The organism is Pelagerythrobacter marensis (assembly GCF_036700095.1).
Taxonomy (GTDB): Bacteria; Pseudomonadota; Alphaproteobacteria; order Sphingomonadales; family Sphingomonadaceae; genus Pelagerythrobacter; species Pelagerythrobacter marensis_A.
Genome location: NZ_CP144918.1, coordinates 2,357,474 through 2,371,854, shown reverse-complemented (window position 1 = coordinate 2,371,854; position 14,381 = coordinate 2,357,474). Strand labels below are relative to the sequence as shown.

The window sequence follows — 14,381 nt, the reverse complement described above, 5'->3', positions numbered from 1 at the left end:
GGGTCCTCTAATTCACGAATCGCCGCGTGAAAAGGCGTTCCTGGTCTTCAGGCTCGGCTTTTCCGCCCAGGGTTCGTCCGGCCAGCGATGTTTGGGATAGCGGCCCTTCATCTCCTTCTTCACGTCCGCCCACGATCCGCGCCAGAAACCGGGCAGGTCCCGGGTCGCCTGGATCGGGCGGCCGGCCGGGCTGGTAAGCTTGAGCAGCAGCGGCGTGCGCCCGACCATCGGATGCCGTTCCAGCCCGAACAGCGCCTGGACCCGCACCTCGACGCTGGGCGCATCGTCGCCAGTATAATCGATCGCGTGCCGGGTGCCCGCGGGGGAGACGAATTCGCGCGGCGCCGCGCGGTCGAGCGCCTGCCGGCTGTCCCAGTCGAGCAGGCCCAGCAGCGCCTCCGCCACCCGGCCGCGCGGCACGGCAAGGTCGCGCCGCCCCGCCAGCAGGGGGCGCAGCCAGAGGTCCGCATTCGCGGCCAGCGCGGCGGGCGAAAGAGCCTCCACACCGGCGAACCGCGCACGGGCAAGCATGTCGGCCGGCAGCCACGCCCCCAGCCGACCCACAGCTTTTTCCACAAGGATATCCACAACCGCCTCGTCATCGGGGGCAGGATCGGGGCCACTGGCAAGGACAATGGCGTCGAGGCGCCGTTCCAGTCGCGCCTCCACCCGTTGCTCCCCGTCGTTCCAGCGGAGCACCTGGCGCCGCGCGATCCGTTCGGGGAACCAGCGCTCGATATCGGCTTCCTCCAGCGCCAGCCCGGCGGTGATCCGTGCGCCTTTCGCGTGCCCCTGCGCGTCGCCGATGGCGATCCATTCGCTGCGCGCCAGCGAGCTGGCCGGATCGAGCACGAACCCGCGCCCCCCGGCGGAAAGCCAGTGCTCGCCCGATGGGTCGCGGCGACGGGCGACGTTGTTCGGCATTCCGGCGGCGAGAAGGACACCCGGCGGCACATCGCGGGCGCCTTCGCCCGATGTCACCAGCCTTTCCGCCAGCACGGCCCAGCGTCCCGCCAGCTTGCGGCTGGCTTCGGCACGGGGGGAGCGATCGCCGCCCCACCGCTGGAGCCGGGCCGCCAGGTCTTCGCCGCGCCCGCCCAGCCCGCGCTCCTGCAGCAGCAGGGCGACCCGGGCGGCCTCGCGGGCCGCGCCGTGTTCGGCGCCGAACAGCACCATGGCCGCATGGGCCGGGTCGAGCGGGAGCGCGGCGAGCGCCTCGCCGCGTTCGGTAATCCGCCCCGCCTCGTCGAACGCACCGATCCGTGCGAGGCGCTCGCGGGCCGAAGCCACTGCGGCGGGCGGGGGCGGGTCGAGCCAGGGGAGCGAGCCCGGATCGGCCGTGCCCCAACGCGCGAGGGCAAGGACCAGAGGGGCGAGATCCGCGCTCGCGATCTCGGGCACGTCGAACTGGGGGCGGCCGGCATGGGCGGCCTCCTCCCACAGACGATAGGCGACGCCCGGCCCCTGCCGTGCCGCACGGCCGGCGCGCTGGCCGGCGGACGCCTGGCTGGCGCGGCGGGTGACGAGATGCGTCGTGCCTGCCGCCTTGTCGAATTCCGCATGGCGGGCAAGTCCGCTGTCGACCACGACCGAGACCCCGTCGAGCGTGAGCGAGGTTTCGGCGATCGCCGTGGCGAGCACGATCCGCCGCCGCCCTTGCGGATCGCGGCGGATCGCGGCCCGCTGAGCGGCCGGTTCGACCTGCCCGTGCAGCGGCAGAACGGGGGTATCCGGCAGACGGGTCGCGAGGCGTTCGCGGACCCGCTCGATCTCGCCCACGCCGGGAAGGAAGGCGAGCAGATCGCCGCCCTCCCCGCCGCCGGCAGGGCCGCCTCCGCTCGCGGTTTCGCGCCATGCCGTCATGATGGCGGCGGCCATTGCATCCTCGATCCGTTTGTCAGGAGAAGACCCCAACCACCGGATTTCCAACGGAAATGCCTGCCCCTCGCTCTCCACGACCGGGGTTCCGGCCCCCAGAAGCCCGGCAAAACGCGCACCGTCGATGGTCGCCGACATCACGCAGATGCGCAGGTCTTCGCGCAGGACGCCCCGGCTTTCGAGCGCGAGCGCAAGCCCGAGATCGCTGTCGAGGTGCCGCTCGTGCGCCTCGTCGAACAGGACGGCGGAAACGCCGGCCAGTTCGGGGTCTTCGACGATGCGATTGACGAAGATCGCCTCGGTCATCACCAGAATGCGTGTCCTCGCCGACGTGCGGCTGTCGAGCCGGGTCAGGTAGCCGACCGTCTCCCCCGCCTTCTCGCCCAGAAGCGCGGCCATCCTCTCCGCCGCCGCCCGCGCCGCGACCCGGCGCGGGCTGAGCAGGATGATCTGTCCGTCGCACCATGCCTGGTCCAGCAGGGCCGGAGCCACCGCGGTCGTCTTGCCCGCCCCCGGCGGCGCGACGAGCACCGCCGCGCCGCCCGCGCGCATGGCGGCGAGCAGGTCGGGGAGGACGGCGTGGATGGGGAGGTCTTGCATAGTCGTTCGAGACGTGTCCTCGGCCCGCCCCGGGCGCGGGCTGGGCCGCCGATCCTTCTCCTGTCGTCCCTCGCCCCCTCGTCCAGAGGAGCGATCGGAGCGAAGGCTAATACCCCCGTGCGACCGCGAAATGCGCCGCCTCGGCCATCGCGGAGCGTGCCTTGCCATCGGGGAAGATCGAGATCGCGTCGACCGCGCGCGCGGCGAAATGGCGGGCGCGTTCGCGCGTCGCCTCGACCGCGTCGTATTTGCCGATCAGGTGGATCGCTTCCGCCAGGTCCGCATCGGAACTGCGGTGGCCCGCAATCGCGGCCTGCCAGAACTTGCGCTCTTCCCCCGTGCCGCGGGCATAGGCGAAGATGACCGGCAGGGTCATCTTGCCCTCGCGGAAATCGTCGCCCTGGTCCTTGCCCATTTCGGCGGCGTCCGAATCGTAATCGATCGCATCGTCGACCAGCTGGAAGGCCACGCCCAGGTTGCGGCCGTAGTCCTCCAGCGCCTGCTCCTCCCGCTCCCCGCATTCGGCCACGACGGCGCTGATGCGGCTGGCGGCGGCAAACAGGGCGGCGGTCTTGGCGCCGATGATCTGGAGGTAGCGTTCCTCGCTCGTTTCGATCTGCCGCTGCGCGGTCAGCTGCGAAACTTCGCCCTCAGCGATCACGGCACTGGCCCCGGACAGGATCTTGAGCACCCTGAGGCTGCCGTCCTCGGTCATCAGTTCGAAAGCGCGGCTGAACAGGAAATCGCCGACCAGCACGGTCGCCGGGTTGCCGAAGATGATATTGGCCGCCGCCTTGCCGCGCCGAAGCTCGCTACCGTCGACAACGTCGTCGTGCAGCAGGGTGGCGGTGTGGATGAACTCCACCGCCGCGGCGAGGCGATAGTGGCGCGTACCCTGATAGCCGACCAGTTCCGCCCCGGCGAGCGTCAGCATCGGGCGCAGGCGCTTGCCGCCACCGGAGATCAGGTGCCCGGCAAGACGCGGAATCAGCGGAATCTCGCTCTGCATCCGTTCGAGAATCACCGCATTGACCGAATTCATCCCGTTCGCGGTGAGCGCGAGCATCGGCTCCAGCGTCGGGCGCGCGTCGGCGGGGGGGCGGCGCGGCGGGAGAGGAACGACGTCGGCTGTCATATCGCGCCCGCATTGCTGTTCCCGGCCATGCTTGGCAAGCTTGGAATTGTCCGCAAACGCGTGATAAGTCCGCTCGCGATGCCCGATTCCGCCCCCGCCGATGCGAAGAGCGCCCCCGCCACCGGCAATGCGCAGCTCGCCGCCTTTCGCCGCAGCATCGACAATATCGACGCCGCCCTGATCCACATTCTGGCGGAGCGATTCCGCATCACCCAGGCAGTGGGCGAGTACAAGGCAGCCAATGCGCTGCCCCCGGCGGACCCCGCGCGAGAGAGCGAGCAGATCGCCCGCCTGCGCGCGCTGGCGGAGGAAGCGCAGCTCGACCCCGAATTCTCCGAAAAATTCCTGCGCTTCATCATCGACGAGGTCATCCGCCACCACGAGCGGGCACGCGGAGGCTGACGGTCGGACGATCGCGGCCGGTCAGGCCGCGCGCGGCAGGATCAGCTTGACCATCAGGCCGCCCAGGTCCTCGCTTTCGCCCAGTTCGACAGCGCCGCCGTAAATCTCCGCGACGTCGCGCACGATGGCAAGGCCCAGGCCGGTGCCCGGCTTGTCCGTATCCAGCCGCGCGCCGCGATCGAAGATGCGCGTTCGTTCTGCCGGCGGGATGCCTGCGCCGTCGTCCTCGATCCAGATCACGCAGCGTTCCGCATCGGGTTCGGCGTCGATCGTCACGAACACGCTGCCGCCGCCGTATTTCGCCGCGTTCTCGATCAGGTTGCCGAGGATTTCGTCGAGGTCCTGCCGTTCGATCGCGACGCGCGCCTGGCGGTTCCCGTCGATGTCGAAGCGGACTTCGGGATAGAGGCGCTCGACCGCGCGGCGCACCGCCTCCGCGCTGTCGCAGGCAGGCGTGCGCGCATGGCCGACCGAGCGGCGGCCGACCGCGCGCGCGCGGGCCAGATGGTGATCGACGTGCCGCCGCATGGTCCGCGCCTCGCGAATCACGGTATCGGCCAGGTCCGGCGCCTGCGCGGTGGCGGCGTTGTTGACCACGGTCAGCGGAGTCTTGAGCGCGTGGGCGAGGTTCCCCGCATGGGTCCGGGCTTCCTCCGCCTGCCGCTCCGAATGGGCAAGCAGCATGTTGAGTTCTTCCACCAGCGGCTGGACTTCCAGCGGCAGCGGGTCGGACACGCGGTTGCTGCCGGTCGTGCGAATGCGCTGGATCGCGGCGCGAATGCGCCGCAGCGGGCGCAGCCCGTAATAGCTTTGCAGCACGGCCATCCCGAACAGGCCGAGGCCGAGCGCGGCGAAGCTCCAGATCAGGATCGATCGGATACGCACGATCTGCGCGTCGAGTTCTTCGCGCGCGGCGGCGACCATGAAAGTCCAGCGCGTGTCGCTGTCGGGCAGGATCACGCTGCGTTCGACCACGCGCAGCGGCTCTTCCGGGAATTCCAGATTGTCGTAGTAATGCGGCGCATTGTCGAGGTGCCCGCCGCGCGGGGTCAGCGTCCGGTCCCACAGCGACTGCGACGGTTCAAGGGAGTAGGATTCGAACCCCTCGCGCCCCTCGGCGGTGATCTGCCAATACATTCCGCTGTTCGGTTCGAGGAAGCGCGGTTCGCCGATCGGGCGGATGAAATAGACTTCCCCGTCGGGCGCGACTTCGGAAATCACGATCATCGTGTTGAGCAGGTAACCCAGCCGTTCGTCGAAGCTGCGTTCGACCTGGCCGGTCAGCGTCCGTTCGAGGGCAATCCCCCCGCCCACGAGCAGAACCAGGATCCATCCCGCCGCGATAAGCAGCATGCGCCGGGCCAGGCTGCCGGTATGCGGCGCGGCCCCGTCCGGCCCGATGCCGTCCACACCCCCTCCCCCTTCGCCCTGGCCGGCGACCGGTTCGGCACCGCGCGCAGCGGGCACGAGAGCCGGATCGTCAGGCGCGGGGGGCGTCTTCGGGGTCGTCGAGGCTATAGCCGAGGCCACGGATGGTCGTGATCACGTCCGCACCCAGCTTCTTGCGGATACGGGTAACGAAGACCTCGATCGTGTTCGAATCGCGGTCGAAATCCTGATCGTAGATATGTTCGATCAGCTCGGTCCGGCTGACCACCTTGCCCTTGTGGTGCATGAGGTAGCTCAGCAGCTTGTATTCCTGCGCGGTCAGCTTGACCGGCTCTCCCTTCAGCGTGACCCGCCCCGAACGGGTGTCGAGCCGCACGTCGCCGGCAACCAGTTCGGACGAAGTATTGCCCGATGCGCGGCGGATCAGCGCGCGCAGGCGCGCGATCAGCTCCTCGGTCTGGAACGGCTTGGCGAGATAGTCGTCGGCGCCGGCGTCCAGCCCGGCGACTTTGTCCGACCAGCTGTCGCGCGCGGTCAGCACCAGCACCGGGAACGTGCGCCCTTCGCGCCGCCACATGCCGAGCACGGTCAGGCCGTCGATCTCGGGCAGGCCGAGGTCGAGGATAACCGCATCGTAATCCTCGGTCGAACCGAGGAAATGGCCGTCCTCGCCATCGGTCGACAGGTCGACGGCATAGCCGTTCTGTTCGAGCGTGGATTTAAGCTGCTGGCCGAGTGTCGGTTCATCCTCGACGATCAATATGCGCATTGCCGGTCGTTCCCCCTGGATCGGGCTTCCACCCCATGGATCGGGCCTTCGTTAAGTGGGCTTTCGCGCCGAACGCGTCAACAAGGCTGCGGTTTCGCCGGGCTGCAGCTCTGCGTCGCACATATCAGCGGCTGCGGCGCACGATCCGGCCGGTCCGCGCATCGACATCGACGAAGATCACCCGGCCGTCGCGGATGAATTTCAGCCGATAAACCTTGGCCGTCGAATCGTAGGCCGGGCCGATATATTCCGAATCCCGCATGGTCGGAACCACGCGCCGCTCGATATCGGCAAGGCGCAGCTGGTTGCCCGCACGCATCTCGCGCCGCGCGTCGCTCTGATCGTCGAGCGACTGCGCATACGCGGAAGGCATGGCGAAACCGGTGATCGCAAGCGTGGTGGCAAGGCAGGAGACGATGAGCTTTCGCATAACGTCAACCTGCCTAGACAGAAACGATTGAACAAGCTCTGAATACCGCCACGGCGTCCGGTTCAGCAACGCATCCGGCGCTATCGCGTCATTTCGTACTTCACGGTGACGGTTGCGCCGGTGCCGACCTCGCCCGGCACGATCTGCGTGCCGGCGTCCGCGCTTTCGGCGCTCTGGCGCAGGGCGACCGGCTGCGGTCCGCCATAGGACTGAAAGCTTTCCGAGATCTCGAGCAGGCGGACCTCGGAATACCCGGCCATGCGCGCATATTCCCGGGCCATTTCCTGCCCCTTGCGATAGGCTTTCCCGCGCGCCTCGCGCTTGGCCGCCTCGTCCGCCTCGAGCATGAAGTTGGGCCCGTAAATGTTGTTCGCGCCGGCCGAAACCAGCGCGTCGAGCACTTCGCCCGCGCGATCGAGGTCGCGAAGCTTGACCTGCACCTGGTTGTTGACGTCGTAGCCGACGAATGTGCGCGTGCCGCCTTCGCGATCGTAATCGTACTGCGGGTTGAGGTTGAAGTTGGATGTCTGGATATCGCGCGGGGCGATGCCCAGCTCGCGCAGCCTGGCGACGACTTGCGCCATCGCGGTCGCATTCTGGCGCACCGCCGCCTGCGCGGTGGCCGCGCGGGTCGTTACTCCGGCTCCGATCTGGGCAACGTCGGGCTCGGCATAGACGATCTCGTTCACGGTCAGCTCGACCACCGGCCCCTGCGCCTGGATCTGCAGTTCGGCAGCATGGGCAGGGGCGACGAGCGGAACCGAAGCGAGCGCAGTCGCGGCGAACAGGGGAATGGCGTGACGGATCATGGAAGAGTTCTCCTTGTTCAGGCCGCGCGTGATGCGGCCCTGTCAATTACGCGCCGATGAACCGGCTTGTTCCTGCGCTCCAGGACGGCAATAGAGGCAATCGACAGGGAGGTAACAGACTTTGACGACGATCCTGCGCGCAATCGCGACGATGCTGCTGGCCTGGAGCGCGGCCATTGCCGCCCAGCCGGCGATGGAACCTGTGCCCGACAGGCAGCCGGGCGAAGGCGAAGGGCCCTATCCCGTGCTCGTCGTCCGCGGCGCGACGATGATCGACGGCACCGGCGCCCCACCGATGGGGCCGGTCGACATCGTGGTCGAGGGAGACCGCATCGCAGCCGTCCACCTGACCGGTGCGCCGCAGGACGTGCTCGACAGCGCCAGCCGCACGATCGACGCGAGCGGCATGTACGTCCTGCCCGGCTTCGTCGACACGCACGGGCACAACGGCGACCCGGCCAAGGCGCCGCAGCCGTCCTACGGATACAAGCTGTGGCTGGCGCACGGGGTGACGACGGTGCGCGGCGTATCGTTCTATTTCGGTCCCGACCAGCCCGACATCGGCGACGCGGCGCGCAGCGAAGCGAATACGATCGTCGCCCCGCGCCTGATCCCCTACGCCGCGTTCGGCGACAAGTGGGACGGCGGCACGCCCGACACGCCGGAGAAGGCGCGCGCCTGGGTCCGCTGGATCGAGGCGGCCGGATATCACGGGGTGAAGTTCTTCAACTCCGAAACGCCCGAAGTGCTCGCGGCCGCGTTGGACGAAGCGGACAAGCTGGGCCTCGGCACCGTCGCGCATCTCGCGCAAGTCGGCGTCGCGCAGGTCAACGCGCGCAAGGCGGTCGAACTGGGGCTCGACGGCGTGACGCACTTCTACGGCCATTTCGAAAGCCTGCTGAACGACGGCACCGTGCCGCGCTACCCGGCCGGCTACAACTATCTCGACGAGCAGGACCGCTTCGGCGAAGTCGCCCGCCTCGCCGACCAGATCGTCGCGCCGGGCAGCGAGAAATGGGACGAATACGTCGATTTCCTGGTCGAAAGCGGCGTGACGCTGAGTCCGACGTTCAACATCTACGCCGCCAGCCGCGACGTGATGCGCGCCCGCACGCTCGAATGGCACGACACGTACACTCTGCCCTCGCTGATGAAGTTCTACGAGCCGAGCCTGACCAACCACGGCAGCTACTACCACGACTGGACGACCGAGGACGAAGTGGCCTGGCGCCGTTTCTACCGCCCGTGGATGCGGCTGACCAACGCGTTCAAGAACAAGGGCGGCCGCGTCACCGCTGGCTCCGACCCCGGCTATATCTACCAGACTTGGGGCTTCGCCTATATCGCCGAGCTGGAGATGCTGCGCGAGGCCGGGCTGAGCCCGCTGGAGGTGATCCAGGCCGCGACGATCAACGGCGCGCGCGAGATCTACGAGCCGAAGGGGATCGAGCCGCCGATGGGCAGCATCCGGGCCGGCAAGCTGGCCGATCTGGTGATCGTGCCCGAAAATCCGCTCGACAACCTCAAGGTCCTTTACGGCACCGGTCACAAGCGCCTGAACCGTGAAACGAACCGGATCGAGACCGTCGGCGGCGTGCGCTGGACGATCAAGGACGGCGTGGTCTACGACGCGCCCGCCCTGCTCGAAAGCGTGGCGCGGATGGTCGAGGAGCAGCGCGCGGCGCAGGGGCAGTAACGCTTCGCCGCTTGCGGCGCGGCGCGCCCTCGCCTACCTCGCGCGCCTCATGGCACAACCACCGATCCTCTCCTGGGAAGGTCTCGGGCTGCAGCAGGGCGGCCGCTGGCTGTTCGGCGGGCCCGAGCAGGCCGACATCGACCTGCACATCGGCCCGCGCGACCGGCTGGCGCTGATCGGCCGCAACGGCGCCGGCAAGACCACGCTCTTCCGCCTGATCGACGACCGGATCGAGGCCGACCGCGGCATCCGCAAGGTCAAGCCCGGCACGCGCATCGTGCTGCTGGAGCAGGATCCCGACTTTACCGGCTGCGACACGCTGATGGACTTCGCTCTGCGCGGCGAACACGCGCCGGCCGAGCACGAGGTGCAAGCGATCGCCGGTCAGCTCGGCATCGACATGGGCACCAAGGCGAAAGGCGCGAGCGGCGGCGAGCGGCGCCGCGCCGCGATCGCGAAGGCGCTGGCGCAGGAGCCGGACCTGCTGCTGATGGACGAACCGACCAACCACCTCGACCTCGCGGCGATCGACTGGCTCGAAGGCTGGCTCGACCGCTACAAGGGTGCGTTCGTCGTCATCAGCCACGACCGTACCTTCCTCAAGCGCCTGACCCGCGCGACCATCTGGCTCGACCGCGGGACGCTGCGGCGCAAGGAAGTCGGCTTCGGCGGTTACGAGGCGTGGGAAGAACAGGTCTATGCCGAGGAAGCGCGCGCGGCGGAAAAGCTCGACGCCAAGCTGAAGATCGAGGCGCACTGGCTTGAACGCGGCGTCACCGCGCGGCGCAAGCGCAACCAGGGGCGGCTGGAGAAACTGTGGCAAATGCGCGCCCAGCGCGCGGCGATGATCGCCCCCAAGGGGGCCGCCAAGCTCGGCCTCGCGAGCGACGACGAGTTCAAGTCGAAGTCGGTGATCGTGGCCGAGGGCGTCTCCAAGTCCTATGGCGAGCGCAAGATCATCCGCGATTTCACCCTGCGCATCCAGCGCGGCGACCGGATCGGCGTGGTCGGTGCCAACGGCGCGGGCAAGACCACGCTGCTGAAACTGCTGACCGGCGAGATCGCGCCCGACGAAGGCACGGTCGAAATTTCGAAGAAGCTCACCGGTGTGATGATCGACCAGCAGCGCAGCCTGCTGGAAGGCGACAAGACGGTGCGCCAGGTGCTCGCCGAGGGCGGCGACTGGATCGACGTGCGAGGCGCGCGCAAGCACGTCCAGGGATACCTCAAGGAGTTCCTGTTCGATCCCAAGGTCGTCGACACCAAAGTCGGGATCATGTCGGGCGGCGAGCGCAGCCGCCTGCTGCTGGCGCGCGAATTCGCCCGCAAGTCGAACCTGCTGGTGCTCGACGAGCCGACCAACGATCTCGACCTCGAAACGCTCGACCTGCTGCAGGAAGTGATCGCCGACTACGACGGCACCGTGTTGATCGTCAGCCACGACCGCGATTTCCTCGACCGCACGGTGACGCTCACACTGGGGCTCGACGGCAGCGGCTTCGTCGATATCGTCGCCGGCGGGTACGAGGATTGGGAGGCGAAGCGCAGGGAACGATCCGGTCCCGCGCGGGCCAGGACGTCCGGTGCCAAGGCCGCATCGCCGTCGCCTCCGCCGCCCCCGCCTCCGCCGCGGTCGGCCAAGCTGTCGTACAAGGACCAGCGCGACTACGAACAGCTGCCGGCCCGGATCGAGGAGCTGGAGGCCGCCATCGCTCGCGGCGAGGCAATCCTCGCCGACCCGGAGCTGTTCACCCGCGATCCGCAGAAATTCGCCAATATCACCCAGGGGCTGGAGAACGCCCGCGCGGAAAAGGATGCCGCGGAGGAACGCTGGCTCGAACTGGCGGAAATGGTGGAAGATCAGGGCCGCGTTCAGCCGGGCTGATGCGGCCCCGCCAAGCCCCGCATCGACCCGATCCCGCCCGGGCCGTTCAGCCGATACGGTAGTAGTCGGCCACCCGGTCCAGCGCGATCCTGAGCACGACTTTGCCGCTGCGGGCCGGCCAGGCGAGCGCGCGTTCGGCGTCGGGCAGGCTTTCGCAGCCGCAGACCACGCGCCAGAGGATGTCGGACAGCCCGCGCCCGGCCTGCGCCAGCGCGCCGTCGAACCGTTGCTTCGCCGCGATTTGCCGCTCTGTCGCGGCCAGGGCGGGCGCGCCGCCGGGAACCTTGATCCGCACCGGGTCCCAGCGCATGGTCACGCCGGGCGAGAGCTGCGCGCGCTCGTAATCGGCCCGCAGGCACTCGCCCGCGGCGAACAGGCGATCGTCGAGGTGGCCCCGGGCGTGCAGCCACGACAGCGGCGATTCGGCAAGGTTGACGGTGACCGTGCGCCGTTTCCCCCGCGCGTCGCCATCGCGGCGCGGCCCTTCCCCGGTCAGTTCGCGTTCGGCAAGTCTGCGCGGCATCGGCTGCTCCTCCATTTGTGCAATGTGCGAATCGAGGCTTGCCAAATGGTGCCGCCTGTAGGAAAGTGAAAAACCAATTTGGTTATACGGAGACTGTCGTGATCAATCGCATCCGCGATATTCGCAAGGAAAAGGGCATGACGCTGGCGGATCTTGCCGCAGCCTGCGACCCGCCCACGACCGCACAGACGATCGGCCGTCTCGAAACCGGGATGCGCAATCTGTCCATCAAGTGGATGGATCGTATCGGCAAGGCGCTGGGCGTTTCGCCGGAGGCGCTCGTGCGGGCGGAGGAAAGCGCCCATGCGCAAGTCGTCGCCACGCTCGCGGCGAACGGCGCCGAGCCGCTCGCGCGCCCGCGCGACGCGATCCCGCCGACGGCCATCGGGGGCGAGGAACCGCTCGTCGTGCTGGCGGTGGAGGCCGCCACCGGCCCCTATCTCGCCGGCGACCAGGTCTGGCTGCGCCGGATCGATCCGGCGGAGAGCGCGCGGGCCATCAACCGCGACGTGCTCGTCCCGCGCAAGGGCGGCAGGTTCGCGTTCGGCCGCCTGATCGATCGCAAGGGTACGCTCGTCGGCATTCTGCCCCATGGCGCGGGCGAAAAGCAGCAGGTTGTCGATTCGCCCGAATGGCTGGCAGTGGCGGAAATGCTGGTGCGCCGCTTGTGACACGCCGCCTGCTGTCGATTTCCACGCTCTATCCCAATGCCTCCACCCCGCAGTTCGGGACATTCGTTGCCCGCTCGCTGGAAGCGCTGGCGGCGCGCGACGACTGGGACGTGACGCTGATCAACCCGATCGGCATTCCCCCGCTCGCGCTCGGCCGCTACCGCGCGCTGGCGGCGGCGGCGGTGGACGGGGTGGAAAACGGCGTGGACGTGCGGCGCCCCAGCTATCTGCTGGTGCCGCGCATGGGCGGGCGCATCAACCCCAGCTTGATCGCGCGCGCCGTTCTGCCCCTCGTTCGCGAGCTTCATGCGCAGCGCCCGTTCGACCTGGTCGATGCGCAGTTCTTCTATCCCGACGGTCCGGCGGCCGCCTGGCTCGCGGAGCAGCTCGGCCTGCCTTATGCGATCAAGGCGCGCGGGTCCGACATCACGCTGTGGGGCACAAAGGGTTTCGCGCGCGAGCAGATGCTGGACGCCGCCGCCGGCGCGCGCGGCCTGCTCTCGGTGTCGCAGGCCCTGGCCGACGACATGATCGCGCTCGGCATGCCGCCGGGCAAGATCGCGATCCATTATACCGGCCTCGACCGCGACCGCTTTCGCCCGCTGGCCCATTCCGGCCTGCGCACGCGCCTGGGCGAGACGCTTGGCATCCCGCTTGGCGAGAACGACCCGCTCGTCGCCACCGTGGGGGCGCTGATCGACCGCAAGGGGCAGGATCTGGTGATCGGCGCGATCGCCGGCATTCCCGGCACTCGCCTGCTGCTGGTCGGCAAGGGTGAGGACGAAAAGCATTTGCGCGCGCTCGCACGCGATCTTGGCGTGGCGGACCGGGTGCACTTCGTCGGCTCGGTGGATCACGACACGCTGCCGGTGATCCTGTCTGCCGCCAACGCAATGGTGCTGCCTTCGAAGAAGGAGGGCCTGGCCAACGCCTGGGTCGAAGCGCTCGCCTGCGGGACGCCGATCGTTATCTCCGAAGCCGGCGGCGCGCGCGAACTGGTGACCGGGCCGGACGCGGGATACGTCGTCGCGCGCGAGATCGACGCGATCGCGGCCGCCCTGCGCCGGATTTTCGCCGATCCGCCGCCGCGCGAGCGCGTGGCTGCAACGGTGGCCGGGTTCGGGTGGCCGGCGCATGCGGCCCGGCTCGCCGCGCTTTACGAAGGGTTTATCTAGAGATCCTTTTCAGCAGCGCTCACGCGACTCGCCCTCAGACCTCGCCCCGAGCCACCTTCTCCTGCTTGTCCGCATCGGTTTCGCCCGGCACGAAGCTGTGCGAATCGACCCCCAGCCAGATCAGGATCGGCGCCGCCATGTAGACCGAGCTGTAAGTGCCGACGAAAATCCCCAGCGTGATCGCCGCGACCATGCCGAACAGGCTGGCCGGGCCGAACAGCAGCAACGGCACCAGCGCGATCAGCAGAGTCAGCGAGGTCATAACCGTACGCGCCAGCGTTTCGTTGACCGACAGATCGAGCAGTTCGGGCGTCGGCATCTTGCGGTATTTCTTCAGATTCTCGCGAATGCGGTCGTACACAACGATCGTGTCGTTCAGCGAATAGCCGATGATCGCCAGGATCGCGGCGATGATCTGCAGGCTGAATTCGAGCTGGAACAGCGCGAACATGCCCAGGGTCAGCGAGACGTCGTGGAACAGCGCGAACAGCGCGCCCACGCCGAACTGCCATTCGAACCTGATCCAGATGTAGAGCGCCACCGCCAGCATCGCGGCAATCAGCGCGAAGGCCGCATCGCTGCGAAATTCGTCCGAGACCTTGCCAGAGACGTTCTCGTTGCCGTCGAGCCGGAAATCGGCGAAGCCTGCTTCCAGTTCGGCCACGATGGCATTGGCGATATTCTGCGCCGCCTCGGGATTGCCCTCCGCGCTGTCGGGCAGCGGGACGCGGATCGATACCTGGTTGTCCTCGCCGAAGCGCTGGACGATCGGTTCGCCGTATCCCAGGTCCGCCACCGTTTCGCGCAGTTCGCCGACCGGGGCCTGCGTGCTTTCGGTGAAAGTCGCGGTTATGTTCAATCCGCCGGCGAAATCGACGCCGTAATTCAGGCCCTTGGTCAACACGAGGCCCCAGCTCGCCGCGATCAGCAGGATGCTGACCACATAGAACGGCACGCGCCAGCGCAGGAACTTGATGTTGGTATCGTCGGGGACGAGTTTGAGGAGTTTCATCGATCGT

13 protein-coding genes are annotated in these 14,381 nt (G+C 68.2%); 5 read left to right on the top strand and 8 right to left on the bottom strand.

The annotated features are described in order from the left end of the window. Positions 1-12: 12 nt before the first annotated feature. On the bottom strand, positions 13-2,478 hold the full coding sequence (gene hrpB / locus V5F89_RS11215) for an ATP-dependent helicase HrpB (RefSeq protein ID WP_338445726.1): 2,466 nt from the start codon (positions 2,476-2,478) through the stop codon (positions 13-15). A gap of 106 nt (positions 2,479-2,584) precedes the next feature. Then, a complete protein-coding gene (locus V5F89_RS11210; RefSeq protein ID WP_338445725.1) occupies positions 2,585-3,613 on the bottom strand; it encodes a polyprenyl synthetase family protein in 1,029 nt (342 codons plus the stop codon). 78 nt (positions 3,614-3,691) lie between these two features. Here V5F89_RS11210 and V5F89_RS11205 point away from each other — a divergent pair, with 78 nt between their 5' ends. Continuing rightward, positions 3,692-4,015, top strand: coding sequence for a chorismate mutase (locus tag V5F89_RS11205; protein ID WP_338445724.1), 324 nt, complete (start codon positions 3,692-3,694; stop codon positions 4,013-4,015). 21 nt (positions 4,016-4,036) lie between these two features. Here the strand turns inward: V5F89_RS11205 and V5F89_RS11200 are convergent, their stop codons facing one another. The 4 genes from V5F89_RS11200 to V5F89_RS11185 all read right to left on the bottom strand — a co-directional run bounded on the left by V5F89_RS11200 (position 4,037) and on the right by V5F89_RS11185 (position 7,412). Then, entirely contained in the window at positions 4,037-5,368 is a 1,332-nt protein-coding gene (locus V5F89_RS11200) for a HAMP domain-containing sensor histidine kinase (protein WP_338447566.1), read from the bottom strand. Positions 5,369-5,495: 127 nt separating this feature from the next. After that, positions 5,496-6,173, bottom strand: coding sequence for a response regulator transcription factor (locus V5F89_RS11195; protein ID WP_338445723.1), 678 nt, complete (start codon positions 6,171-6,173; stop codon positions 5,496-5,498). A gap of 124 nt (positions 6,174-6,297) precedes the next feature. Then, positions 6,298-6,603 carry a PepSY domain-containing protein gene (locus V5F89_RS11190; protein ID WP_338445722.1) on the bottom strand — a complete coding sequence of 102 codons (306 nt, stop codon included), beginning with the start codon at positions 6,601-6,603 and terminating at the stop codon, positions 6,298-6,300. 80 nt (positions 6,604-6,683) lie between these two features. Next, positions 6,684-7,412 carry an SIMPL domain-containing protein gene (locus V5F89_RS11185; protein ID WP_338445721.1) on the bottom strand — a complete coding sequence of 243 codons (729 nt, stop codon included), beginning with the start codon at positions 7,410-7,412 and terminating at the stop codon, positions 6,684-6,686. A 151-nt stretch (positions 7,413-7,563) separates the two neighbouring features. Here V5F89_RS11185 and V5F89_RS11180 point away from each other — a divergent pair, with 151 nt between their 5' ends. Both V5F89_RS11180 and V5F89_RS11175 read left to right on the top strand, forming a co-directional pair. Next, positions 7,564-9,108 (top strand): amidohydrolase family protein, encoded by a 1,545-nt coding sequence (locus V5F89_RS11180; protein ID WP_425334385.1) that lies wholly within the window; start codon positions 7,564-7,566, stop codon positions 9,106-9,108. Between the two features lie 49 nt (positions 9,109-9,157). Further along, positions 9,158-10,993, top strand: coding sequence for an ABC-F family ATP-binding cassette domain-containing protein (locus tag V5F89_RS11175; protein ID WP_338445719.1), 1,836 nt, complete (start codon positions 9,158-9,160; stop codon positions 10,991-10,993). A gap of 46 nt (positions 10,994-11,039) precedes the next feature. Here V5F89_RS11175 and V5F89_RS11170 read toward each other — a convergent pair whose 3' ends face one another. Next, positions 11,040-11,516: a DUF6456 domain-containing protein gene (locus V5F89_RS11170; RefSeq protein WP_338445718.1), complete on the bottom strand. Its 477-nt coding sequence runs from the start codon at positions 11,514-11,516 to the stop codon at positions 11,040-11,042. A gap of 98 nt (positions 11,517-11,614) precedes the next feature. Between V5F89_RS11170 and V5F89_RS11165 the strand changes: the two genes are divergently transcribed. Further along, positions 11,615-12,187, top strand: a complete 573-nt coding sequence (locus V5F89_RS11165) for a helix-turn-helix transcriptional regulator (RefSeq protein ID WP_338445717.1) — start codon at positions 11,615-11,617, stop codon at positions 12,185-12,187. Then, a complete protein-coding gene (locus V5F89_RS11160) occupies positions 12,184-13,362 on the top strand; it encodes a glycosyltransferase (RefSeq protein WP_338445716.1) in 1,179 nt (392 codons plus the stop codon). The genes V5F89_RS11165 and V5F89_RS11160 overlap by 4 nt, the downstream gene beginning before the upstream one ends. A gap of 34 nt (positions 13,363-13,396) precedes the next feature. Here the strand turns inward: V5F89_RS11160 and secF are convergent, their stop codons facing one another. After that, the gene (gene secF / locus V5F89_RS11155) at positions 13,397-14,374 is read right to left on the bottom strand and encodes a protein translocase subunit SecF (RefSeq protein WP_338445715.1); all 978 of its coding nucleotides are present in this window, start codon (positions 14,372-14,374) and stop codon (positions 13,397-13,399) included. Positions 14,375-14,381: the final 7 nt, after the last annotated feature.

What these genes read in the sequence shown, in the direction of transcription:
- hrpB (WP_338445726.1), bottom strand. Translation starts at nt 2,478, where the DNA reads ATGCAAGACCTCCCCATCCACGCCGTCCTCCCCGACCTGCTCGCCGCC.
- V5F89_RS11210 (WP_338445725.1), bottom strand. Translation starts at nt 3,613, where the DNA reads ATGACAGCCGACGTCGTTCCTCTCCCGCCGCGCCGCCCCCCCGCCGAC.
- V5F89_RS11205 (WP_338445724.1), top strand. Translation starts at nt 3,692, where the DNA reads ATGCCCGATTCCGCCCCCGCCGATGCGAAGAGCGCCCCCGCCACCGGC.
- V5F89_RS11200 (WP_338447566.1), bottom strand. Translation starts at nt 5,368, where the DNA reads ATGCTGCTTATCGCGGCGGGATGGATCCTGGTTCTGCTCGTGGGCGGG.
- V5F89_RS11195 (WP_338445723.1), bottom strand. Translation starts at nt 6,173, where the DNA reads ATGCGCATATTGATCGTCGAGGATGAACCGACACTCGGCCAGCAGCTT.
- V5F89_RS11190 (WP_338445722.1), bottom strand. Translation starts at nt 6,603, where the DNA reads ATGCGAAAGCTCATCGTCTCCTGCCTTGCCACCACGCTTGCGATCACC.
- V5F89_RS11185 (WP_338445721.1), bottom strand. Translation starts at nt 7,412, where the DNA reads ATGATCCGTCACGCCATTCCCCTGTTCGCCGCGACTGCGCTCGCTTCG.
- V5F89_RS11180 (WP_425334385.1), top strand. Translation starts at nt 7,564, where the DNA reads ATGCTGCTGGCCTGGAGCGCGGCCATTGCCGCCCAGCCGGCGATGGAA.
- V5F89_RS11175 (WP_338445719.1), top strand. Translation starts at nt 9,158, where the DNA reads ATGGCACAACCACCGATCCTCTCCTGGGAAGGTCTCGGGCTGCAGCAG.
- V5F89_RS11170 (WP_338445718.1), bottom strand. Translation starts at nt 11,516, where the DNA reads ATGCCGCGCAGACTTGCCGAACGCGAACTGACCGGGGAAGGGCCGCGC.
- secF (WP_338445715.1), bottom strand. Translation starts at nt 14,374, where the DNA reads ATGAAACTCCTCAAACTCGTCCCCGACGATACCAACATCAAGTTCCTG.